Origin of the sequence: Streptomyces sp. NPDC086554 (assembly GCF_040686095.1) — a bacterium.
Taxonomy (GTDB): domain Bacteria; phylum Actinomycetota; class Actinomycetes; order Streptomycetales; family Streptomycetaceae; genus Streptomyces.
On the sequence record NZ_JBFBJK010000034.1, the window covers coordinates 68,966 to 83,508 of the forward strand.

General features: G+C 71.7%; 13 protein-coding genes. 9 read left to right on the top strand and 4 right to left on the bottom strand.

Annotated features, from left to right (window positions below; genetic code table 11):
* The first annotated feature begins 16 nt into the window (after positions 1-16).
* The 5 genes from AB0O76_RS38555 to AB0O76_RS38575 all read left to right on the top strand — a co-directional run bounded on the left by AB0O76_RS38555 (position 17) and on the right by AB0O76_RS38575 (position 5,280).
* Positions 17-1,948: an AAA family ATPase gene (locus AB0O76_RS38555; RefSeq protein ID WP_365501441.1), complete on the top strand. Its 1,932-nt coding sequence runs from the start codon at positions 17-19 to the stop codon at positions 1,946-1,948.
* 146 nt (positions 1,949-2,094) lie between these two features.
* Positions 2,095-2,508 (top strand): hypothetical protein, encoded by a 414-nt coding sequence (locus tag AB0O76_RS38560; protein ID WP_365501443.1) that lies wholly within the window; start codon positions 2,095-2,097, stop codon positions 2,506-2,508.
* A 95-nt stretch (positions 2,509-2,603) separates the two neighbouring features.
* A complete protein-coding gene (locus tag AB0O76_RS38565) occupies positions 2,604-3,212 on the top strand; it encodes a WHG domain-containing protein (RefSeq protein WP_365501445.1) in 609 nt (202 codons plus the stop codon).
* Positions 3,213-3,228: 16 nt separating this feature from the next.
* The gene (locus AB0O76_RS38570) at positions 3,229-4,413 is read left to right on the top strand and encodes a GDSL-type esterase/lipase family protein (protein WP_365501447.1); all 1,185 of its coding nucleotides are present in this window, start codon (positions 3,229-3,231) and stop codon (positions 4,411-4,413) included.
* A 3-nt stretch (positions 4,414-4,416) separates the two neighbouring features.
* Positions 4,417-5,280: an alpha/beta hydrolase gene (locus AB0O76_RS38575; protein ID WP_365501449.1), complete on the top strand. Its 864-nt coding sequence runs from the start codon at positions 4,417-4,419 to the stop codon at positions 5,278-5,280.
* Positions 5,281-5,296: 16 nt separating this feature from the next.
* Here the strand turns inward: AB0O76_RS38575 and AB0O76_RS38580 are convergent, their stop codons facing one another.
* A complete protein-coding gene (locus AB0O76_RS38580; protein WP_365501451.1) occupies positions 5,297-5,983 on the bottom strand; it encodes an SUMF1/EgtB/PvdO family nonheme iron enzyme in 687 nt (228 codons plus the stop codon).
* Positions 5,984-5,990: 7 nt separating this feature from the next.
* Positions 5,991-6,740, bottom strand: a complete 750-nt coding sequence (locus tag AB0O76_RS38585) for a TioE family transcriptional regulator (RefSeq protein WP_365501453.1) — start codon at positions 6,738-6,740, stop codon at positions 5,991-5,993.
* A gap of 148 nt (positions 6,741-6,888) precedes the next feature.
* Here AB0O76_RS38585 and uvrA point away from each other — a divergent pair, with 148 nt between their 5' ends.
* The 4 genes from uvrA (at position 6,889) to AB0O76_RS38605 (ending at position 12,688) form a co-directional block, all read left to right on the top strand.
* Entirely contained in the window at positions 6,889-9,450 is a 2,562-nt protein-coding gene (gene uvrA, locus AB0O76_RS38590; RefSeq protein WP_365501455.1) for an excinuclease ABC subunit UvrA, read from the top strand.
* A 790-nt stretch (positions 9,451-10,240) separates the two neighbouring features.
* Positions 10,241-11,500, top strand: coding sequence for a helix-turn-helix domain-containing protein (locus AB0O76_RS38595; RefSeq protein ID WP_365501457.1), 1,260 nt, complete (start codon positions 10,241-10,243; stop codon positions 11,498-11,500).
* Between the two features lie 160 nt (positions 11,501-11,660).
* Positions 11,661-12,248 carry a hypothetical protein gene (locus tag AB0O76_RS38600; RefSeq protein WP_365501459.1) on the top strand — a complete coding sequence of 196 codons (588 nt, stop codon included), beginning with the start codon at positions 11,661-11,663 and terminating at the stop codon, positions 12,246-12,248.
* Positions 12,249-12,253: 5 nt separating this feature from the next.
* Positions 12,254-12,688 (top strand): hypothetical protein, encoded by a 435-nt coding sequence (locus tag AB0O76_RS38605; protein ID WP_365501461.1) that lies wholly within the window; start codon positions 12,254-12,256, stop codon positions 12,686-12,688.
* 10 nt (positions 12,689-12,698) lie between these two features.
* On the opposite strand, the gene AB0O76_RS38610 is transcribed toward AB0O76_RS38605, so the two are convergent.
* Both AB0O76_RS38610 and AB0O76_RS38615 read right to left on the bottom strand, forming a co-directional pair.
* Positions 12,699-13,436, bottom strand: coding sequence for a MerR family transcriptional regulator (locus AB0O76_RS38610; RefSeq protein WP_365501463.1), 738 nt, complete (start codon positions 13,434-13,436; stop codon positions 12,699-12,701).
* Between the two features lie 40 nt (positions 13,437-13,476).
* On the bottom strand, positions 13,477-14,391 hold the full coding sequence (locus AB0O76_RS38615) for an alpha/beta hydrolase (RefSeq protein ID WP_365501465.1): 915 nt from the start codon (positions 14,389-14,391) through the stop codon (positions 13,477-13,479).
* Between the last annotated feature and the right edge of the window lie 152 nt (positions 14,392-14,543).

The window sequence follows — 14,543 nt, forward strand, 5'->3', positions numbered from 1 at the left end:
GAGGAGGACAGGGCGCGTGCGTCTTCACGGGGGCGGACTTGTGGGCCGCGCGGAGGAGCTGGCCAGGCTCCGCCGCCTGCTGGCCCAGAGCAGGCTGGTGACGGTGGCGGGCGGGCCCGGGGTCGGCAAGAGCAGCCTCGCCGCGCACGCCGCCGCGGCGATGGGCGGCCAGCTGACCGACGGGGTGGTCGTCGTGCGGTGGTGGGACGGGGCCGGCGCGCGGGGACGGAGCGTGGCGCGCGCGGTGGTCGAGGCGATGGACGGGGAGACGGCCGACGGCGAAGGACCCGAACTCGGGGGCGGGCAGGGCCAGCAGGAGGTGAAGGGTGACGGGCGAGGTGATGACGCCGGGGAACGTGAGCTGTTCACGCGTCTTCGCTCCCGCCGGGTCCTTGTCGTCCTCGACGACTTCGATCCGGTACGCGACGAGTGCGTACGCCTGGTGCAGTCCCTGATGCTGTGCGCGCCGGGAGTGCGGGTCCTCGCCGCCGGGCGCCAACCGCTGGGCCTGGGTGATGAGTTGGTGCTGCGCCTCGGCCCGCTCCCGGTCGGCGTGCCGGGCTCGGAGGAGGAACCAGGGCCCGCGGTACGGCTGTTCATGCAGCGATCGCGTGATGTCCGGGGAACGGCGGGCGAAGAGGCCGAGCTGCGCGCCGTGAGCGACATCTGTACGCGGCTGGAGGGTGTGCCGCTGGCCGTCGAACTGGCCGCGGCGCAGACCGTGCACCATTCACCCGCCCAGTTGGCCCGCATGCTGCAGCCCGCGCAAGGCTGGCTCGGCATCCCGGAGGCTCCGTTACGGCGGCACCGGTCGCTGCGGGCGGCCGTCGGCGCGAGTTACGCGTTGTGCGGGCAGGCCGAGCGCTCCGTATGGGCGCGGCTGAGTGTGTTCGCGGGCGAGTTCGACGAGGACGCCGCCGTGTTCGTGTGCGCGGGCGGCGGGCTGCCCCCGGCGCGGGTGGCCTCCTGTCTGGCGCGCCTCGTCCTGGCGTCGGTGCTCGAGCCGGTGCGCGATCCCGGCGGGGTGCTGCAGCCCCGCTACCGGCTGCCTGCGGCAGCCCGCGGCTTCGGCGCCGAACGCCTGCAGTCCGTGGGCGAGTCGGCCGCGGCGATCACCCGGCACCTGAACTGGTACAGCGGCATCGCCCAGACCGCCCACCACCTGTGGAGCACCGGACGGCACGAGCAGGCGACCCTGCTGATCCGCGACGAGGAGCCGAACCTGCGCATCGCGCTCGCCCGGGGCCCGTACACCGCCGACCAGAGCGCGGTCGCCCTGGGCATGGCCGTGGACCTGTGGTTCTGGTGGGCGGTATGCGGTCACGCCGCCGCAGGGCGGGAGCATCTGCGGCATCTGCTGCCCCTCGGCCGTGCCGACACCCTCGTCTGCGGGCAGGCGCTGTGGCTCGCCGGGTGGCTGTCGGCCTGTACCGGCGGCCCGGAGGCGGAGGAACTCCTCGGCCAGGCCTGGCGGGTGGCCGTCCTCGCGGGAGACGACGCCACCGTCGGCCGTGTCGCCCACGCCCACGGCATGCTTGCGCTGCGCAACGGCGACACCGAACGGGCCATCGAGCACCTTCGGGAGGCCGCCCGCACCATCCCCGCCTATACGCAGCACGGTCCACCGGCCGCGGTCAGCTGGGCCGAGCTTGCCGTGGCCCAGGCGCGGGTCCGCCCGTCCGACGCGTTGCGCAGCGTCCGCCGCGCGTCGGCCGGTACGCAGACCCGGCACGACGTGTGGACACGCTCCCTGACGCAGTACGCCCATGCCCTCGTCGAGCATCTCCGTGGCCGCCGCAGCCGCGCCTGGCGCCGCGCGCACAAGGCGCTGGCGGGCGTCACCGCCGTCGCCGGACCGCTCGGCGCGGTCCCGGTCCAGCAGCTGATCTCCGAGATCGAGCACGGTCCGACGCGACCGAGCGGCCTGGGTCAAATCCCGGGAAAGTGATGGATTGCCCTGATTGATTCGCCTTCGTGCGGTCTACAGATAGTGGGAGTCCGGGACCAGGGGTTCGGTCTCGCCGTCAACCTCACACCACGGGATCACCAGAGATCAGTGGATCGCACCAGAGAGATGGGAACAGGAAGTTGACCGTGAATCGGTTGAAGTACGCGTCGTTGGCGGGACTCGCGGCGGTGGCCGTCCTGACGGGCCCGGCGGTGGCCGCCACCGCGGGTGACCCGCCGCCGTCCGACACGGCGCCGCAGACATCGGCAGCCGAGGCCGCCGCCCCGCGTCCGGCCCTGACGGCGAAGGCCGGCGTGGCCGGTGTGCGCGCCTGGCAGCTGTTCCGCATCAACGGCGTCAGCCAGGACATGGCGCCGGGGACCCGCGTCACCCTGCAGGAGAAGCAGGGCGAGCGGTGGGTGTCGCTGCCCGTGTCGGTGAACATTCAGCCCAACGGGACGTACGGCATGCGCGTCAAGCTCGGCCCCAAGGGGCACATCGCCCTGCGGATCGTCGGCGGGGGCGCCGTATCGCCCGTCGTCCATGTGACGGTGCGCTGACGACCTGACCGCCCCTCTTCGCCGAATAGACGAGCAGATTTGCCTAAAGGTATTAGGCAGCTGCATAATCTATTGTGGCAAGAGAGGGGCAGGTCATGGTGCGCGTAGGGCTGACCACGGAACGTCTCACCCGGGCGGGTGCGGAGCTGGCCGACGAGGTCGGGTTCGACCAGGTGACCGTCTCGGCGCTCGCCAGACAATTCGATGTGAAGGTCGCGAGTCTGTACTCGCATGTGAAGAACTCCCAGGACCTCAAGACCCGGATCGCCCTGCTCGCCCTTGAGGAACTCGCCGACCGGGGCGCCGCCGCGCTGGCCGGACGGGCCGGCAAGGACGCGTTGACCGCCCTGGCGAACGTCTATCGCGACTATGCCCGGGAACACCCCGGCCGCTATGCCGCCGGCCAGATGAGGCTCACCCCGGAGGCGGCGGCCGCCAGCGCGGGAGGCAGGCACTCGCAGATGACGCGGGCGATCCTGCGCGGCTACGACCTGACGGAACCGGACCAGACGCACGCGGTCCGCCTCCTCGGCAGCGTCTTCCACGGCTACGTCAGCCTGGAGCTCGCCGGAGGGTTCAGCCACAGCACCCCCGACGCGGAGGAGACCTGGCCCCGGATCCTCGACGCCCTCGACGCCCTGCTGCGGAACTGGCCGGCGCCGGGAAGCCCCGTACCCCAGACCTCCGTACCCCAGACCCATTGATCAACAGGTTGAGGCCATGAACACCCCCCAGGACCGGATCACCACGCCCATCAGCGCGGAACTCCTGCGCGGCGCCCTCGATGTGGAGCACACCGAGCACGGCGTACTGCCGCACCGGCTGCCCGCCTGGGCCCGCGCCCAGTACGCCGACGGACAGCTCGCCATGGCCGAGGCCCAGCCGTCGGGCGTACGCCTGGTGTTCCGTACCCGCGCCACCTCCGTCGAGCTGGAAGTCCTGCCCACCAAGCGGGTCTACGTGGGGGCGCCGCCCCGCCCGGACGGCGTGTACGACCTGCTCGTCGACGGCCGTATTGCCCGTCAGGCCAGTGTGGCGGGCGGCAACACACTGACCATCGACATGGCCGCGGGGACCGCCGAGTTGCAGCCCGGCGCGACCGGCACCCTGCCCTTCGCCGATCTGCGCGACGGCATGAAGGACGTCGAGATCTGGCTGCCGCACAACGAGACCACCGAACTCGTCGCCCTGCGCACGGATGCCCCCGTCGAGCCCGCGACGGACCCGGGCCGCCGGGTGTGGCTGCACCACGGCAGTTCGATCAGCCACGGCTCCGACGCCGCGAGCCCCACCACCACATGGCCCGCACTGGCCGCCTCGCTCGGCGGTGTCGAACTGATCAACCTGGGGTTCGGCGGCAGCGCGCTGCTCGACCCGTTCACCGCCCGCACCCTGCGGGACACCCCAGCCGACCTGATCAGCGTCAAGATCGGCATCAACGTGGTCAACGCCGATCTGATGCGGCTGCGCGCCTTCACGCCCGCGGTCCACGGCTTCCTCGACACCATCCGCGAGGGCCACCCCACCACCCCGCTCCTTGTCGTCTCCGCCATCCTGTGCCCCATCCACGAGGACACACCCGGCCCCTGCGCACCGGACTTCAGCGCGATGAGCACCGGGCAACTGCGGTTCATGGCCACGGGCGATCCGGCGGAGACCGCGAGCGGAAAGCTGACCCTGACCGTCATCCGGGACGAGCTGGCGCGGATCGTGGCACAGCGGGCGGCCGATGACCCGAACATCCACCACCTCGACGGCCGCGACCTCTACGGCGCTGCGGACTACGCCGAACTGCCGCTGCCCGACGCACTCCACCCGGACGCGGCCACCCACCGCCGCATCGGCGAACGTTTCGCCGATCTGACCTTCGCCGCCAAGGGCGCGTTCGCCGGGGGCGGCGCCTGAGCGATGATTTCCGGCGGGCCGGACGGTCTTACCTACGACATCCATGGCGGCGTGATCGGCGGCGACGCGACGGGGGACCGTGTTCTGTTTCTGATCGGCTCGCCCATGGACGCCACCGGGTTCGCCACACTGGCTTCGCACTTCACCGACCGGACCGTCGTCACGTACGACCCGCGGGGAACGGGCCGCAGCCCGCGCACCGACGGTGCGACGCAGACGCGGCCCGATGAGCATGCCGACGATCTCCGTCGGGTGATAGAGGCGCTCGGCGTGGGGGCCGTGGACGTGTTCGCGAGCAGTGGCGGTGCCGTCAACGCGCTGGCTCTGGTCGAGCGGCACGGAGATCTTGTGCACACCCTGGTCGCGCACGAGCCGCCTTCGGCGCAGGTGCTCCCGGACCGGGAAGCGGCGCTCGCCGTCTGCGCGGACATCCACGCCACTTACCTCCGCGAAGGGATCGGTCCCGCGATGGCGAAGTTCATCGCGGTGACGAGCCGGAAGGGGCCGTTCCCGGACAACTGGGCGGACGAACCCACGCCATCGCCCGCCGACTTCGGCCTTCCAGTCGAGGACGACGGTTCGCGCGACGACCCGCTGCTCGGCCAGAACATCATCGGCTGCACCGGCTTCGAGCCCGACTTCACCGCTCTGCGCGGAGCGCCTACGAAGATCGTCATCGCGGCGGGTCAGGAGTCCGACGGCGAGTTCGCCGCCCGTGCCGCGGCTCGGATCGCCGCGGGTCTCGGCAGCGAGCTCGCGGTGTTCCCCAGCCACCACGGAGGCTTCCTGGGCGGCGAGTTCGGCCAGCAGGGCGCACCGGAGCCCTTTGCGAAGACCCTGCGCCAGGTGCTCGACGCGCACCGCTGAGGTGCGGCCGCGGCGGTCAGCGCCCCAGGGAACGCGCGAGGCGGAAGCCCACGTCGTCGACCCGGTAACTGGGGTGGCTGCGCCGCCGAGCGGAGGCCCGGCAGCTCCAGTGCTCGTCGAACCAGCCTCCGCCGCGCAGCACCCGGTAGGTGCCGTAGACCTCCGGGTCGTAGACGTCCCAGCACCAGTCCCAGACATTGCCGAGCATGTCGTGCAGGCCCCATGGGTTGGGCCGCAGGCCGCCCACGTCGTGGATCCGTTCGTCCGAGTTGCCGCGGTACCAGGCGATCTCGTCGAGCGGCCCGTAGTGCGGTCCTGCGGTACCGGCGCGGCAGGCGTGCTCCCACTCGGCCTCGGTCGGCAGCCGGTAGCCGTCGGCCGACGCGTCCCACTCGATGCCTTCGCCGTCGCCGTCGGTGTCGATGTCGATGCGGTAGGCGGGTGCGAATCCGTCGTGTTGGGACAGCGCGTTGCAGAACCGGACCGCGTCCCACCAGGAGACCCCTTCGACCGGCAGCCGGTCCCCGTCGGCGGCGCTGGGCCGGAGGCCGGTGATCCGCGCGTACAGCGCCTGGGTGACCGGGTACGCCGCGATGCGACAGGACGCGACGTCGACCGGCCAACTGCGCCGCGTCCGGCGGTCGGAGAGTGTCACCCGTCCCGCCGGAATGTCGATCATCTCGGTGCCTGTGGTCACGTCCATCGCCCGATCATGCCTGATCGTGATCGGGTTCGGGTTCGGGTTCGGCGGTGACGTAGGCGTGCAGGCGGCCCGATGCCGCGAGCATGGCGGTCCCCCGCGCGGTCAGGGCCGCGAGGCGTTGCGCGATGGCCGCGCGCAGGGCGTCGGGACTGCCCGTCTCGCGCAGCCCGTCGAGGACGGACTGGATCTGGGGCAGGGGGTAGTGGCCCTGTCGGAGGATGCTGACGATGCGGGCGTCGCGTACGTCGGTGGGGCCGAACCAGCGGTAGTGGGTGCCCGGTTCGCGTTGCGGGTGCAGCAGGCCCGCGGCTTCCCACACCCGCAGCGCCGAAGTGCGCACGCCCAGGCGGGCGGCGACCTCGCCGATCCGCAGGCGCGGTGCGTCGGAGGCCTGCGGTGTGTCGTCGGGGGTCTCCTTCGCGACGGCTTCCAGCGCCTCGCCCGCCGCCTGGAGGGAGCGGCGCTGCTCGTGCAGTTCGACATGGCCCGCGTCGACGAGGGTGAGGGCCAGGGGGAGGTCGTCGGCGTGCACGGCCCGCATGATCGCCTGGGCGGTGTACAGGCCGTAGCCCGGCACGAGCGCGCGGTAGGTGAGCAGGGCGCGGCGGTGGCGCGTGTCGAACCTGCGGTATCCGGCGGGCGTGCGCGGGGTGGGCGGCAGGATGCCCGCGTCGGCGTAGTTGCGGATCTGCTGGGTGGAGACTCCGGCCGCCCGCGCCAGGTCGACGGGGCGCAGTGCCGTTCCCGGTCGGCTCATCGATTGGCCTCTCCCTCTTCCTTCCCGCACGACCTTCGCGCGACGTGGACACATCCCCGAGTTGAAGGTTAGCGGCATGGATTCTCGCCCGTACAGGTGGTCTATCCGAGAAAGTCTCAACTAGGACTTCAATGGAACACTTGAAGGCATGGATGCCAGCACTGCCCATGCCGACTCGATCCGTATCAAGGGCGCACGCCTGCACAACCTCAAGAACGTGTCGCTCGCCGTCCCCAAGAACAAGCTTGTCGTCCTGACCGGGCTCTCCGGCTCCGGCAAGTCCACGATCGCGTTCGACACCCTGCACCGGGAGGGCCAGCGGCAGTACCTGGAGTCGCTCGGCCTGGTCACCACGTTCGTCAGCAAGCCGGCGGTCGACTCGATCGCCGGACTCTCCCCGTCGATCAGCGTCGACCAGCATCTGACCAACCGCAGCCCTCGGTCGACGGTCGGCACGGTCACCGAGGTCTTCACCTATCTGCGTCTGCTGTGGGCGCGCATCGGCCACCGCCCCTGCCCGGCGTGCGGGCAGGGCGTCCCGCCCGCCTATCACGTCGACGGCGACGAGCTCCGGGGCGACGAGCCACCCACGGGCGAGTCCGCCGACGGTGACGGTGAAATCCCTGCGCTGCCGTGCCCGCACTGCGGGGCGGCCGTCCCCGGCATGGTGATGGGCACCTTCTCCTTCAACAAGCCCGCCGGCGCGTGTGCCACCTGCACCGGCATCGGCACCGTGTTCCAGGCCAATGTGCGGCGCCTCGTCGACGACGGGCTGAGCGTCGCCTCGGGGGCCGTGCTCGGGTGGCTGCCCGTGCTGACCACGCGCAATGTCCCGGTCCTGCGGGCCGCCGGTGAGCACTACGGCTTCACCTTCGACGCGGACACACCCGTACGCGAACTGGACGACGTACAACGCGACTTGCTGCTCCATGGCGTCGAAAGCGACGCGTTCCGCGGCCACTTCCCGGGCGTCGAGCCACCGGCCACCGTGGCACGCGGACGTTTCGAGGGCGTGGTGACGACCGTGCTGCGCCGGTACGCCGAACGCATCGATGACGCCGCCTACCGCGAGAAGGCGGAGAAGTTTCTCGTCAACGACGTCTGCCCGGACTGCGAAGGCGCCCGGCTCCGCCCGGAGAGCCGACGGGTCACCGTCGCCGGTCTCACCATCGTCGAGGCCGCGCGGCTGCCGCTCGACGAGCTCGCCGAGTGGATCGGTGAACTGCGCGGCCACGTCACCGACGACGAGGGGTGGCGGGTCACCGAGCCCATCGTGGACGATCTGCGGGAACGTGTGCGGCGGCTGATCGACGTCGGCGTCGGCTATCTGACCCTGGAGCGCGCCACCCCCAGCCTCTCCGCGGGCGAGGCCCAGCGCCTGCGCCTTTCCTCCCTGCTCGGTTCCGGGCTCACCGGGGTGCTGTACGCCCTGGACGAGCCGACGATCGGGTTGCATCCCGCGGACACCGCACGGCTGGTCGGCGTCCTGCGCCGGCTGCGCGATCTGGGCAACACGGTCCTGGTCGTCGAGCACGATCTGGATGTGCTGCGGGCGGCCGACCATGTCATCGACGTCGGGCCCGGCGCGGGCCGCGACGGCGGGCGCATCGTCGCCGCGGGGTCGCCGCAGGAGGTGGCGGCGACCCCCGGATCAGTCACCGGCGACTATCTGTCGGGGCGCCTGGCGATGCCGCTGCCCGCGGACCGCCGGCCGGTCACCGGCAAGGAGTTGGTGATCCGCGGGGCGCGAGCGCACAACCTCAGGAACGTCACCGCGCGACTCCCGCTGGGACGGCTGATCGCGGTGAGCGGCCCTTCGGGATCGGGCAAGTCGTCGCTGGTGCTCGACATCCTGGGCCGTGCGGCGCGCCAGCGTTTCCACGGTGCGAGCGAGGCGCCGGGCGCGCACGACGGGATCGACGGCTGGGAGCACATCGACAAGGTCGTCACCATCGACCAGCAGGCGATCAGTCGGGTGCCGCGGTCGAACGCGGCGACGTACTCGGACGCGTTCACGCCGATCCGCGAGGCGTTCGCCGCGAGCGCCGACGCACGGCAACGGGGGCTGACTGCCGGGCACTTCTCGTTCAATGTGGCGGGGGGCCGCTGCGAGCGCTGTGCGGGTGCGGGGGTGCTCACGGTGCAGATGCACTTCCTGCCCGACGTGGAGGTGCGCTGCCCTGCCTGCCGAGGCCGCCGCTTCCGGGCCGAGGTGCTCGGTGCGCGGTACGGCGGTCATGACATCGCGCAGGTGCTTGACATGACCGTCGACGAGGCGCTCTCCGTCTTCGAGGCCGTGCCCGGCGCGGCCACGCGGCTGCAGCGGCTGTCCGACGTGGGCCTCGGCTATCTTCAGCTCGGGCAGCCCGCGACCACTCTGTCCGGCGGCGAGGCCCAACGCGTCAAGCTCGCCAAGGAGTTGGGCCGCCGCGCCACCGGCCGCACGCTGTATCTCCTGGACGAGCCGAGCACCGGCCTGCACGCCGCCGACACGGCACGGCTGCTCGGCGTGCTGCAACGCCTCGTCGACTCCGGCAACAGCGTCATCACCATCGAGCACAACCTCGACGTCATCCGCGCCGCCGACTGGGTCGTCGACCTGGGCCCCGAGGGCGGCGCGACAGGCGGCGAAATCGTGGCCGAGGGCACCCCGAAGGAGCTCACGCGCGTGAGCGCGTCACGGACGGGGGCGTTCCTGGACGGGGTGTGAGCCTGGCGCTCCCCCAAGCCAGGCGCGCCCCCCGAGCCGGGCGCGCCCGCCGGGCCGAGTGCGCCCGCCGGGCCGGGCGCGTCCGCCGGGCCGGGTACGTCCTCCGAGCCGGGCGCGTCCCCCGGGCCGGGCACGCCCGCCGGGCCGGGCACATCCCCCGGGCCAGGCACGTCCTCTGAGCCGGGCGCCTCCCCCGGGCCGCGTGCACCCTCCAAGCCGGGCACATCCCCCGGGCCGGGCACGTCCTCCGAGCCGGGCACGTCCCCCGGGCGGCGTGCACCCTCCAAGCCGGGCACATCCCCCGAGCCGGGCGCCTCCCCCGGGCCGAGTGCGCCCCCCGGGCCGGGCGCGTCCCCCGGGCCAGGTGCGCCCTCCGAGCCGGGTGCCTCCGCCGGGCCGAGGACCGTTACATAGCCATCCGACCCGCGTACGGCGATGTCGCCGGTACGCAGCCATCCGATCGCCGGATCGCCCGGTTGCTGCCCCGGCCCGCTCCTGGGCCGGGGGCTAAGCCGCGCGCATCACCGCCCGATGAAAGACCTGCCCCGGAGCGCACCTGACGCTCGATCAACTGCCAAGGACGAAACGCCTTCGCCTGGCTCGGCGACCGCTTCGAAGGCAATCCCAGTTCGGCAACTACCCGCCGCCGTGACCGAGTTCACCAGCGTGGCCTCTTGTCACCCGAGTGGCCAGAGGCAGCACCATGTCTGTTCAACACCGACGGGCGGCCGCGCACCTTCGGCGGTATCTTCACCGAACCTTTGTCCCCCGCGCGCAGAGGGAGCACTTCATGGTCAACGGATCGATGCCGCCCGCGGGCATGGCCTCGGGCGGCACTCCGGCACCGCCGAGCGCCCCCGCGGAGAAGTCGCACGCCGCGTTCAGTGCCTTCCCCTCGGGGCTGCACGATCATGTGCGGCCATATCTGGACGACATCACCGCGGAGGTGGTGCAGGCCATACGTACGGAGATAGCGGAGTACGCCCGGCCGACGGACGACACCTACATGCACGTCGTGAACCGCGGTGTGGAGCAGGCCCTGCAGGGATTTCTCGCCCGCATGGCCCACCCTGACACCGACTGGGAGTCGGTGAAGGCCACCTATCAGAGCATCGGCAGGGGCGAGGCGGACGAGGGGCGCAGCCTCGACTCGTTCCAGTCGGCGCTGCGGCTCGGCGCGCGGGTGACGTGGCGCAGGGTCAACGCCCTTGTCGACGCGGACCTGTTGCCCCGGCATGTGCTCGCCGCCTTCGGCGAGGCGCTCTTCCTGCACCTGGACGAGATGGCCGCGGCGACGACCGCGGGCTACACCGAGGCCCGGCTGCACGCGGCCGGTGAACTGCAGCAGCGCCGCGCCCGGCTCATCGATCTGCTCACCGCCGATCCGCCGGCGTCCGCCGAGGCCATCGCCGATCTCGCGCAGACCGCGCAGTGGCCCATCCCGCGTGAGGTGGCCGTCGTCGTCATCGACCACGCCCTCACGTCGGAGACCATGCGGCCCATCGTGCCGCCGGAGTTCCTCGCCCGCTTCTCCGAGCAGCGCGGCTGTCTCGTCTTACCCGACCCGGAAGGACCCGGCCGTGCCCGCACGATCGCGGCCGCGCTGCAGGGGCTGCGCGCGGTGGTCGGTCCCACGGTGGCGCTGCACGAAGGGGCGCGCTCGCTGCGCTGGGCACTCGACGCCCTGGAGCTCTCCCGGCGCGGCATCCTGCCCCGCTCGGGCCTGCTGCACTGCGCGGACCATCTGGCGACGCTGCTGCTCTTCCGCGACGAGGCGTTGATCGACGCGCTGGCCCAGCGGCATCTGCTTCCCCTGCAGGAAGTGCGCTCGCCGCAACGCGAACGCCTCGCGGAGACGCTGCTGTGCTGGCTCCGGTGCGGACACAACGCGAGCGAGGTCGCGACCCAGCTCGCCGTCCACCCGCAGACGGTCCGCTATCGACTGCGGCAGCTGGACGAGGTGTTCGGCGACCGGCTGCACGATCCGGCCGCGCAGTTCGAGATGCAGCTGGCCCTGCACGCGTTGAGCCTGCGGCCGGCCGACGCCTGACGTTCCCCCGATGGCCTCTGACGTGCGGCGTAGTACGTCACGGTGAACGCCATCCCCATCACCCGGACGCGCGGCAGCGACGGCCGCCCGGCGACGCCGTCTCGCCGTAACGCCCCCTTCGCCCCGACTGCCCTGCCGCCAGGCGAAGGAGAGTTCGTACGTGCGTGCCCGCCCCATGGCCGCTTCCCCCGTCCGTGCCGCCCTCCCCCGACTCGTCGCCCTCTTCCTCCTCCCCCTGCTGACCACGCTGAGCACCGCCCTGCTCGCACCGGCGCACGCCCACGCGGACGTCCGAGTACCGCAGGCGGCGTCCGTCAGCACACTGCTCGCCCCGCCTGCCACCGCGGACGAGCCGTGCACAAGGAAGGACCCCGCGGTCTGCCTCATCCGGCAGATGAGCCCGGAGGAGCGCGAGCGGGCCCGCGAGACCCGGCTCCGCTACCACCAGCTCCTGGACACCATGGAGTCCGTGGCGGACCACATGCACGAGGAGGGCCGCTGCGACGAGGAGATCGCCCGCGTCCTGGTCGACATGCGCAACCAGGCCAAGGACATCACCCGCGCCGGGATGACCCCCGAGGCGGTACAGGCCCTGGAGCAGCGGAACATGGAGAAGTACGGCAACCCGCTCGGTCCGACGGCCGACCAGCAGTACGCCAAGTACGGCAGCTGGGCCAAGGTGATCGAGGCGGCCACCCGCTCCAGCGCCGCTGTCGACCAGGAACTCGGCATCCCGCCGCGCGGCTGACCTCCATGATCCTGCGGGACTACGACCACCACGGCCGGACGTGGGAGCTGAACCCCCGAACGGGGCTCCTCTCCCCCGCGTCCGGCCGTTGCCACGGATTCGTCCACGTGGGCGCCGACGCGGCGACGGCGCTGTACGCCGACACGGAGACCCTGTGGCTGCAGCACGGGCAACACCGCTGGGACTGCGCCACAGTGACGGTCCATCAGTCGACCCAGGCGCACGGCACCCGCCTCTTCACGGTCGAGGACGCCCAGGGCACGGCCCTCGAACTCCCCTACCCCGCACCGGACTCGGGCCCCTTCGACCCGACGTACGACTGGATCGACGCGGAGTCGGACGACTTCTACCTCTGGGCGGCAGGCCGTCTCGCGGACGGCGACGCGACGTCGTACACCACACTGTTCACTCACTTCAGGGCCGGATTCCTGCCGTCCTGAACTGCCGGTTTCAGCTGTCGTGCCCGGCGGTTCGGCGCTGCTCGGCGCGGTGGTCGAGCGCGTCGACGATGCGCTGCCATGCCGGTGACGCCTCGGAGATCCGGGAAGAGACCAGCTTCAGGTACCCCGGCCGGCTGCCGTCCCGTTCCTGTTTGATCTCCCAGGCGTCCAGGTCGTCGATGAGCCGGTCCAGGCGTGGATCGTACGGATCCCAGTCGACTGATTGATCGCAGGCGAGATAGAGGCGCGTCGTCTCGGGGTCGTCGAAGGCCGCGTTCTTGTCCCGTACCCGCTGCGGCATGACGTGCGGGTCCAGTGCCTGCATCAGGATCCACGCGTCACGCTCGAGCAGCACCCTCTGTTCGCTGACCCCGAGACCACGCATCCGGTCCAGGACGGCGACCACCTCTGGGGGCAGGACAAGCCTCTCGCCGCTGTCCAGTTGGGCGATCCGGTGGCGGTACTCGGTGAGCTGGTCGATCTTGCGCCGCAGTTCCGCGTCGATGTCGGTGACGGCTGCGGCGAATTCGGGTGGCTGCGCGTGGAGCAGCGCGTCGATACGGGCCAGTGGCACGCCCGCATCGGCGAGGGTCCTGATCCGGATGAGGTCCACCGCCGCCTGCGCGCTGTACCGGCGGTAGCCGGAGGCGTCGCGCTCGGGCTCGGGCAGCAGGCCGACGTGGTGGTAGTGGCGAACGGTGCGCACGGTCACTCCGGCGGTCGCCGCGAGCCGGCTGATCGTGAGCACCGTCCTCCTCGGGTCTACGTGAAAGGTGATCGGGCCGATTCTAGAGGTGAGCCGCCCGGTCGATGACGTCGCGGATCGCCTGGGCCACGGCATCGGGCCGGTCGAAGCAGAGTCGGTGGTGGGCGGTGTCGGAGAGGATGCGTTGTTCCCCGTGCGAGACCCCGCTCACCAGGGCCGCGTCCATTCTCGTACGGCCGTCATGCATCTCTTGCAGCGTCCGCTCCGACGTCAGCGCCTTCTGGCCGGGGTCGGTGCCGACCACGGTGAGAGCGACCACCGGGACGTCGGGAATGTCCGGCCCGGCCCGCAGTTCGGTGGCGAGTTCGGCCAGCTTGCTGCGCTCGGCGATGCCCACGTCGGTCCATGCGTCACTCACCTTGGCATCGACCAGCGCCTCCCGCAGGTGCTCCGGATCGTCCGCGTGCAACGCGGCGTACATCTCGCGCAGGGCCGGGCGCATCTGTTCCAACTGCTCCCGACCAGGCCCCATCCGCTCGACCGCGGACAGAGACGCCGCGGGAGGCATGAAGTCGTCCCAGTCGCGGTGGAAGGCGTCCAACCAGACGAGGCCTGCCACGTCCTGCGGGTACAGCTGCGCGAACCGATGTGCGTAGAAGCCGCCCAGGGAGTGCGGCACCAGAACGTAGGGGGCGGCGATGTTCTGGGCGCGCAGCAGCTCGCGCAGTTCCGTGGCGACCGCGGTGGCGGGGCGCGGCAGCGGAAGGGGATCGCTGAAGCCCGTGCCGCCGCGGTCGTACACAACGGCGGTGGTGAACTGCGAAACCGCCTGCTGGACACCGAAATAGTCCAGGCCCACCGCGCCGGCGCCCGGCAGGAACACGACGGCCGGTCCGCCGCTGCCCGACCGGTGCACGAAAATGCGGCGGCCTTCGATCTCCTGGAATCCTCCGACCGGCGGGGCGAGCCGAACGGAGGAAGTGCTGTTGTTCGTCATGCGACCAGGCTCCAACCCTGACGCAGGGTCAGGGTCAACCCGTCCGCCGCGGCCCCGGCTCTAGGGCCTGTCCGATGGGTCAGGCCGGTCTTCGCGCCGGGTGCCGATTCAGCAGGGCCGAGCGGGCCCTGGTGCGTGCAGCTGCAAGGCGG

Bases quoted from the DNA above. Each gene is read 5' to 3' on its own strand.
- AB0O76_RS38565 (WP_365501445.1), top strand. From the start codon at position 2,604: ATGGTGCGCGTAGGGCTGACCACGGAACGTCTCACCCGGGCGGGTGCG.
- AB0O76_RS38570 (WP_365501447.1), top strand. From the start codon at position 3,229: ATGAACACCCCCCAGGACCGGATCACCACGCCCATCAGCGCGGAACTC.
- AB0O76_RS38575 (WP_365501449.1), top strand. From the start codon at position 4,417: ATGATTTCCGGCGGGCCGGACGGTCTTACCTACGACATCCATGGCGGC.
- AB0O76_RS38580 (WP_365501451.1), bottom strand. From the start codon at position 5,983: ATGGACGTGACCACAGGCACCGAGATGATCGACATTCCGGCGGGACGG.
- AB0O76_RS38585 (WP_365501453.1), bottom strand. From the start codon at position 6,740: ATGAGCCGACCGGGAACGGCACTGCGCCCCGTCGACCTGGCGCGGGCG.
- uvrA (WP_365501455.1), top strand. From the start codon at position 6,889: ATGGATGCCAGCACTGCCCATGCCGACTCGATCCGTATCAAGGGCGCA.
- AB0O76_RS38595 (WP_365501457.1), top strand. From the start codon at position 10,241: ATGGTCAACGGATCGATGCCGCCCGCGGGCATGGCCTCGGGCGGCACT.
- AB0O76_RS38605 (WP_365501461.1), top strand. From the start codon at position 12,254: ATGATCCTGCGGGACTACGACCACCACGGCCGGACGTGGGAGCTGAAC.
- AB0O76_RS38615 (WP_365501465.1), bottom strand. From the start codon at position 14,391: ATGACGAACAACAGCACTTCCTCCGTTCGGCTCGCCCCGCCGGTCGGA.